The organism is Pseudomonas sp. GW456-12-10-14-LB2, from assembly GCF_002884345.1.
GTDB lineage: Bacteria > Pseudomonadota > Gammaproteobacteria > Pseudomonadales > Pseudomonadaceae > Aquipseudomonas > Aquipseudomonas paraglycinae.
In genome coordinates, this window is the sequence record NZ_POHV01000037.1 from 64,152 (window position 1) to 72,319 (window position 8,168).

At 58.5% G+C, this 8,168-nt stretch carries 7 protein-coding genes; 1 reads left to right on the forward strand and 6 read right to left on the reverse strand.

The window, feature by feature from the left end; genetic code table 11:
* Positions 1-17: 17 nt before the first annotated feature.
* From C1X29_RS22880 to sdhC, 5 genes are all read right to left on the reverse strand, one after another.
* Positions 18-2,849 carry a 2-oxoglutarate dehydrogenase E1 component gene (locus C1X29_RS22880; RefSeq protein WP_085608856.1) on the reverse strand — a complete coding sequence of 944 codons (2,832 nt, stop codon included), beginning with the start codon at positions 2,847-2,849 and terminating at the stop codon, positions 18-20.
* 253 nt (positions 2,850-3,102) lie between these two features.
* The gene (locus C1X29_RS22885) at positions 3,103-3,807 is read right to left on the reverse strand and encodes a succinate dehydrogenase iron-sulfur subunit (RefSeq protein ID WP_007959035.1); all 705 of its coding nucleotides are present in this window, start codon (positions 3,805-3,807) and stop codon (positions 3,103-3,105) included.
* 11 nt (positions 3,808-3,818) lie between these two features.
* Positions 3,819-5,591, reverse strand: a complete 1,773-nt coding sequence (gene sdhA, locus C1X29_RS22890) for a succinate dehydrogenase flavoprotein subunit (protein ID WP_085747080.1) — start codon at positions 5,589-5,591, stop codon at positions 3,819-3,821.
* A gap of 3 nt (positions 5,592-5,594) precedes the next feature.
* Positions 5,595-5,963: a succinate dehydrogenase, hydrophobic membrane anchor protein gene (gene sdhD, locus C1X29_RS22895; RefSeq protein ID WP_007977503.1), complete on the reverse strand. Its 369-nt coding sequence runs from the start codon at positions 5,961-5,963 to the stop codon at positions 5,595-5,597.
* Entirely contained in the window at positions 5,957-6,331 is a 375-nt protein-coding gene (gene sdhC / locus C1X29_RS22900; protein WP_011333113.1) for a succinate dehydrogenase, cytochrome b556 subunit, read from the reverse strand. The genes sdhD and sdhC overlap by 7 nt, the downstream gene beginning before the upstream one ends.
* Before the next feature lie 364 nt (positions 6,332-6,695).
* On the opposite strand from sdhC, the gene gltA reads away from it, so the two are divergent.
* The gene (gltA, locus tag C1X29_RS22905) at positions 6,696-7,985 is read left to right on the forward strand and encodes a citrate synthase (RefSeq protein ID WP_007959044.1); all 1,290 of its coding nucleotides are present in this window, start codon (positions 6,696-6,698) and stop codon (positions 7,983-7,985) included.
* On the opposite strand, the gene C1X29_RS29535 is transcribed toward gltA, so the two are convergent.
* The coding region (locus C1X29_RS29535; RefSeq protein WP_218275695.1) for a hypothetical protein at positions 7,960-8,168 on the reverse strand (209 nt) is incomplete at its 5' end. The two genes, gltA and C1X29_RS29535, sit on opposite strands and share 26 nt — an antisense overlap.

Below are 8,168 nucleotides of genomic sequence, written 5' to 3' on the forward strand. Positions count from 1 at the left end.
TCAGGTGCGCGAAGGCGTTAAACGGTAAACGCGGCTTGCAGCAGTTGTTCCTGCTGCTCGGCGTGCATCGATGCGTAACCACATGCTGGGGCAGCAGAAGCCTCACGGCCCGCGTACTCGAGTACGAGAGATTTGTTGAGGTTGCTGATGCTGCGACGCAGGTGGTGCTGACTGCAGTACCAGGCGCCCTGGTTCATCGGCTCTTCCTGACACCACACGGCCGCTTTGGCATTGGTGTAAGGAGCCAGGACTTCTTTCAAGTCGTCCTCAGGGAACGGATACAGCTGCTCGATACGCACGATGGCGATATCTTCGCGGCCTTCGGCACGACGTTTTTCCAGCAGGTCGTAGTAGACCTTGCCGCTGCACAGAACAACGCGCTCGACCTTTTTCGGGTCCAGTGCATCGATTTCCGGGATCACGGTCTGGAACGAACCTTCGGCCAGATCTTCCAGGGTCGAGATGGCCAGCTTGTGGCGCAGCAGCGACTTTGGAGTCAGAACGACCAATGGCTTGCGCAGCGGGCGAATCACCTGACGACGCAGCAAGTGGTAGATCTGGGCCGGGGTGGTCGGCATGCACACCTGAATGTTGTGCTCGGCGCACAGCTGCAGGTAACGCTCAAGACGTGCCGAGCTGTGCTCAGGGCCCTGACCTTCGTAGCCGTGTGGCAGCAGCATGGTCAGACCGCAGAGACGGCCCCACTTGTGCTCGCCGCTTGTGATGAACTGGTCGATAACGACCTGTGCACCGTTGGCGAAGTCGCCGAACTGGGCTTCCCAGATCACCAGCGCGTTCGGCGTGGTGGTCGAGTAACCGTATTCGAACGCCAGTACGGCTTCTTCCGACAGGAACGAGTCGTACAGGTCGAAGCGTGGCTGACCTTCATACAGATGCTTGAGCGGAATGTAGGTACCGGCATCTTTCTGGTTGTGCAGCACAGCGTGACGGTGCGAGAACGTACCGCGGCCGATGTCCTGACCGGTCATGCGGATCGGGTGACCTTCGAACGCCAGGGTCGCGTACGCCATGGTTTCGGCGTAACCCCAGTTGATCGGCAGGCCGCCGGCTTGCATCTTCTGACGGTCTTCGTAGATCTTCGCGACCTGGCGCTGAACCACGAAGCCTTCCGGAATTTCCAGCAGCTTGGCGGACAGTTCCTGCAGGGTCTTGAGGTCGAAACGAGTGTCGTGACGCGCAGTCCAGGCGTGGCCCAGATACGGACGCCAGTCCACGAACAGCTCTTTGTTCGGCTCTTTGACCAGCGATTTCACTACGTGCAGACCGTTGTCCAGCGCGTTGCGGTATTCGTCGACTTTCGCCTGAACACGCTCTGCGTCCAGCACACCGGCCTGGGTCAGACGATCAGCGTACAGCTCACGGGTGGTGCGCTGCTTGGTGATCTGCTGATACATCAGAGGCTGGGTGCCGCTTGGCTCGTCGGCCTCGTTGTGGCCGCGACGGCGGTAGCAGACCAGGTCGATCACCACGTCACGCTTGAACTGCATGCGGTAGTCGATGGCCAGCTGGGTCACGAACAATACGGCTTCCGGATCATCACCATTCACATGGAGGATCGGCGCCTGGATCATTTTCGCAACGTCGGTCGCGTACTCGGTGGAACGCGAGTCCAGCGGGTTGCTGATGGTGAAACCGACCTGGTTGTTGATCACGATGTGCACGGTACCGCCGGTCTTGAAACCGCGGGTCTGCGACATCTGGAAGGTTTCCATCACAACGCCTTGACCGGCGAATGCCGCGTCACCGTGGATGGAGATCGGCAGAACCTTCTCACCGGTAGGGTCGTTGCGACGATCCTGACGGGCGCGAACCGAACCCTCGACCACCGGGGAAACGATTTCCAGGTGGGACGGGTTGAACGCCATGGCCAGGTGAACTTCACCGCCGGTGGTCATTACGTTGGACGAGAAGCCCTGGTGGTATTTAACGTCACCGGAACCCAGCTCGACCTTCTTCTTACCTTCGAACTCGTCGAACAGCTCGCGCGGGTTCTTGCCGAAGGTGTTGACCAGTACGTTCAGACGGCCACGGTGGGCCATGCCGATGACGACTTCCTTGGTGCCGTAGGAACCGGAACGCTGGATCAGTTCGTCGAGCATCGGAATCAGGCTTTCGCCGCCTTCCAGACCGAAACGCTTGGTGCCCGGGTATTTGGTGCCCAGGTATTTTTCCAGGCCTTCACCGGCCGTCACACGCTCGAGCAGGTGGCTCTTGATGTCCGCGGAATATTCCGGACGGCCACGCACGCTTTCCAGACGCTGCTGGAACCACTGGCGCTGCTCGGAATCGGTGATGTGCGTAAATTCAGCGCCGATGGTGCGGCAATATGTCTGCTGCAACGCTTCGTGAATTTCGCGTAGGCTCGCTTCCTCTTTGCCGATGAACAGGTCGCCGGCACGGAAGGTCGTATCAAGATCGGCATTGGTCAAGCCGTAGTGATTGATCGACAGGTCTGCAGGTGCAGGACGCTGCCACAGCCCCAGCGGGTCAAGCTGGGCTGCCTGGTGGCCACGCATACGGTAGGCCTGGATCAATCGCAGCACTTCAACTTGCTTCTTCTCGTGCTCACTGCTCACGCTGCCGGCGGAAACCGGTTGGGCGCGGCGCTGGTTCTTTGCCAGCAGCACGAAATGATCGCGAATTGTGGAGTGCGAAACATCGGTGGCAGAGCTGCCGTCGGCAGGCAGCTTCTGAAAGTAGGTGCGCCACTCTTCTGGCACAGCGTTAGGGTCGTGCAGGTAGAGCTCGTAGAGCTCTTCCACATAGGCAGCGTTTCCACCTGAAAGGTAGGCGCTGTTCCACATGCGCTGCATCACGCTTTCTTGCATGCTTGGTCACCCTCGGTTAGGGGAACACCATCGGTGCCGACACCGAGCAAGCTTGCAGAAGTCCGAATGCAGCGACCAAAACAAGCCACTTAGGATCACACTGATAGTCCGGGTACCAGCCCGGATGCCCCTGCTTGTCTCATTTCTTCAAAATAAGAGCCGCAGCTTATGGCTGCTGCTCTGGTTATAGCCATGGCGCGGGTTGAAGCCCGCGCCTAAGCCCTCTGCGGGTACAGCGGTTACAGCAGCTGAATCACACGCCGCTCGAAAGCAGCATGTTACGGATGTGACCGATGGCCTTAGTCGGGTTCAGGCCTTTCGGACATACGTTGACGCAGTTCATGATGCCCCGGCAGCGGAAGACGCTGAACGGGTCATCGAGGGACGCCAGACGCTCGGACGTCTTGGTATCACGGCTGTCTGCCAGGAAGCGGTACGCTTGCAGCAGTGCAGCTGGACCCAGGAACTTGTCCGGGTTCCACCAGAAGGACGGGCAAGAGGTCGAGCAGCAGGCGCACAGGATGCACTCGTACAGACCGTCGAGCTTTTCACGCTCTTCAGGGGACTGCAGACGCTCGATGGCCGGAGCCGGCGTGTCGTTCTGCAGGAATGGCTTAACCTTCTCGTATTGCTTGTAGAAGATGCTCATATCGACAACCAGGTCACGGATAACCGGCAAACCTGGCAGCGGACGAACGATCAGCTTGTTACCTTTGACGACAGCGGACAGCGGCGTGATGCACGCCAGGCCGTTCTTGCCGTTGATGTTCATGCCGTCGGAGCCACAGACGCCTTCACGGCAGGAGCGACGATAGGAGAAACCTTCGTCCTGCTCTTTGATCAGGGCGAGCACGTCCAGCACCATCAGGTCTTTACCACCGGTATCGACCTGGAATTCCTGCATGAACGGCGCAGCGTCCTGATCAGGGTTGTAACGATAAACACTGACTTGCAACATGGCGGTCACCCTTAATAAGTCCGGACTTTAGGTTCGAAAGTCGGAACAGTCTTCGGCGAGAAGTTCACGGCACGCTTGGCGACGCGTTTCTCACCCGGGAAGTACAGGGTGTGGCACAGCCAGTTTTCGTCGTCACGGTCTTCGAAGTCTTCACGGGCGTGAGCGCCGCGGGACTCTTTACGTACTTCGGCAGCGATGGCGGTAGCTTCAGCCACTTCCAGCAGGTTTTGCAGTTCCAGCGCTTCGATACGTGCAGTGTTGAACGCCTGCGACTTGTCGTTGATCTTCACATTGGCGATGCGCTTGCGCAGATCAGCCAGCTGGGCAATACCCTTCTGCATGTATTCGCCGGTACGGAATACACCGAAGTAGTTCTGCATGCAGCTTTGCAGCTCGCGACGCAGGGTAGCGACGTCTTCGCCGTCGGTACGGTTGTTCAGGGCGTTCAGACGCGCCAGGGCAGCGTCGATGTCGGCTTCGGTAGCGTCGTCGTATTCGATGCCGTCGGTCAGCGCCTTCTCCAGGTGCAGACCGGCAGCGCGGCCGAATACCACCAGGTCGAGCAGCGAGTTGCCGCCCAGACGGTTGGCACCGTGAACCGATACGCAAGCCACTTCACCTACCGCGAACAGACCAGGAATGATCTGATCCACGCCTTCGGCGTCCTGGGTGATCGCCTGGCCGTGAATGTTGGTGGCAACGCCGCCCATCATGTAGTGGCAAGTCGGAACAACCGGAACCGGCGCAACCACCGGGTCAACGTGGGCGAAAGTCTTCGACAGTTCGCAGATGCCTGGCAGACGGCTGTGCAGCACTTCCTCGCCCAGGTGGTCGAGTTTGAGCATCACGTGGTCGCCATTCGGACCGCAACCGTTGCCGGCGATGATTTCCTTAACCATCGAACGGGCAACAACGTCACGACCGGCAAGGTCTTTGGCGTTCGGAGCATAACGCTCCATGAAACGCTCGCCGTGCTTGTTGATCAGGTAACCACCTTCACCACGGCAACCTTCGGTAACCAGTACACCGGCGCCGGCGATGCCGGTCGGGTGGAACTGCCACATTTCGATGTCTTGTACCGGCACGCCAGCACGCAGAGCCATGCCGACGCCGTCACCGGTGTTGATCAGGGCGTTGGTGGTGGATGCATAGATACGACCTGCACCGCCGGTAGCCAATACGGTGGCTTTGGCGCGGATGTAGGTGGTTTCACCGGTTTCGATGCAGATCGCGATCACACCGACGAATTCGCCTTCCTGGTTTTTCACCAGGTCGACAGCGTAGTACTCGTTCAGGAACGTGGTACCGGCTTTCAGGTTGCCCTGATAAAGGGTGTGCAGCAGCGCGTGACCGGTACGGTCGGAAGCGGCGCAGGTACGGGCAGCCTGCCCGCCTTTACCGTAATCCTTCGACTGACCGCCGAACGGACGCTGGTAGATACGGCCTTGCTCGGTACGCGAGAACGGCAGACCCATGTGGTCCAGCTCGAAAACGGCAGCCGGGCCTTCCTGACACATGTATTCGATAGCGTCCTGGTCACCGATGTAGTCGGAACCCTTGACGGTATCGTACATGTGCCAGCGCCAGTCATCGTTCGGGTCGGCCGACGCGATGGCGCATGTGATGCCGCCCTGCGCGGACACAGTGTGCGAACGGGTCGGGAAAACCTTGGTGATCACCGCAGTCTTGTGACCGCCCTGTGCCAGTTGCAGCGCTGCGCGCATGCCGGCACCGCCGCCACCAATAATGATGGCGTCGAAAGAAATCGTTGGAATGTTAGCCATGAATCAGATACCCCAGAGAATCTGCACACCCCAGACGAAGTAAGCGAACATCGCGACGCCGCATACTGCCTGGAAAAGGAAACGTACTGCAGTCGCGGATTTGCCCAGCGCCATTGGCGTCAGGTAGTCGGTCGCGATGGTCCACATGCCGACCCAGGCGTGAGCGCCCAGGGCAACCAGTGCCAGCAGACTGAAGATACGCATTCCGTTGTGGGCGAACAGGCCGTGCCATTGGTCGTAGCCAATGCCCGGGTTCGCGGCGAGGTAGCCGATCAGGAATATGAAATAAGCCGCGAGAACGACCGCAGACACACGCTGTGCCATCCAGTCATAGAGGCCCGAACGCGAAAGGTTTGTAACGCTGGTTACCATATCCAAACTCCTGCCAGAACGATCAGCACCACGGAAACCGCGATGATCAGTTTCGAGCCCAGGCGGCCGCCTTCCAGCGTCTCACCGATGCCCATGTCCATGATCAAGTGGCGCACACCGGCAACCAGGTGATACAGAAGAGCGGACAGGAGGCCCCATGCTACGAACTTGGCCAGCGGGCTGGTCAAGCATGCCTTCACCTCGACATAACCTTCCTCGGAACCCAGGGATTTGCCCAATGCATAAAGCATGATGCCAAGGCCCAGGAAGAGGATGATGCCGGAAACACGGTGAAGAAACGACGTAACGCCGGTGATGGGGAGTTTGATGGTCCTTAGGTCTAGGTTTACAGGTCGTTGGCTTTTCACGGCTTTTTTTTCACACTGAAGAGCCCCTAACAATCAGGGCAAAGTTGTTGGGGAGTGCACTGGTCAGGTAACCACCACCCAGGGATGCGACCCCCAATGAAAGCAAGCCCAAAAGCCCTTGGCGGTCGGTCGCCGAGTATAGACAGTTAGGCTACTAATGACAACGCAATCGCCTACCCCCAATAGCGGATTGCACAAGTCGTATAAAAGGCGTAAATGGCAGGCAATTTCGAGGAAAAAGTACGGTTAAAGCCTTCTGGAGCAAGACTTTAGGCAAATTGACATTCGAATTTATCTCACTATAGTGGTGCGGGCCCTGCGTGGGGGGTCTGTCTGATGATTTCAAGCATAAATAGGAGGCCACATGGCTGACAAAAAAGCGCAGTTGATCATCGAGGGCGCAGCCCCCGTCGAGCTGCCCATTTTAACCGGCACCGTTGGTCCCGATGTTATCGATGTTCGGGGCCTGACGGCCACGGGCCGCTTCACTTTCGACCCCGGTTTCATGTCGACCGCTTCCTGCGAATCGAAGATCACCTATATCGACGGCGACAACGGCATCCTGCTGCACCGCGGCTACCCGATCGAACAGCTGGCTGAAAAGTCGGACTACCTGGAAACCTGCTACCTGCTGCTGAACGGCGAACTGCCGACTGCAGAGCAAAAGGCCCAGTTCGTCGGCACTGTGAAGAACCACACCATGGTTCACGAGCAGCTGAAAACCTTTTTCAACGGCTTCCGCCGTGACGCCCACCCGATGGCCGTCATGTGTGGTGTAGTCGGCGCCCTCTCGGCCTTCTACCACGACTCCCTCGACATCAATAACCCGCAGCATCGCGAAATCTCCGCGATCCGCCTGGTTGCCAAGATGCCGACCCTGGCCGCGATGGTTTACAAGTACTCCATGGGCCAACCCATGATGTACCCGCGCAACGATCTGTCGTACGCGGAAAATTTCCTGCACATGATGTTCAACACCCCGTGCGAGATCAAACCGATCAGCCCGGTACTCGCCAAGGCCATGGACCGGATCTTCATCCTCCACGCCGACCACGAGCAGAACGCTTCGACCTCCACCGTGCGTCTGGCGGGCTCCTCGGGTGCCAACCCGTTCGCCTGTATCGCCGCCGGCATCGCCGCACTGTGGGGCCCTGCCCACGGCGGTGCGAACGAAGCCGTGCTGACCATGCTCGATGAAATCGGCGATGTTTCGAACATCGACAAGTTCATCGCCAAGGCCAAGGACAAGAACGATCCGTTCAAGCTGATGGGCTTCGGTCACCGCGTCTACAAGAACCGCGACCCTCGCGCGACTGTCATGAAGCAGACCTGCGACGAAGTGTTGAAGGAACTGGGCATCCAGAACGATCCGCAACTCGAACTGGCCATGCGTCTGGAAGAGATCGCTCTGACCGATCCGTACTTCATCGAGCGCTCGCTGTACCCGAACGTCGACTTCTACTCGGGGATCATCCTCAAGGCGATCGGCATTCCGACCAGCATGTTCACTGTGATCTTCGCCCTGGCACGTACTGTCGGCTGGATTTCGCACTGGAAGGAAATGCTCTCCAGCCCGTACAAGATTGGCCGTCCGCGCCAGCTGTACACTGGCTACGAGTCGCGGGATATCACCAAGCTGGAAGACCGCAAATAAGAGCTGTCTTGCGATAGCCTCTTAGCGTTGTACCGGGAACGGCCTCCATGAGAATGGGGGCCGTTTTTTGTTTTTGCGGTTTTTTTGCGATCTTTGGATTGGGTGTATATCCGTTGCTGCGGTAACGGCTTCTTAGGGTTCCGCCCTTACGGCGGGTCACTTTTTCCAAACGCCGAAAAAGTA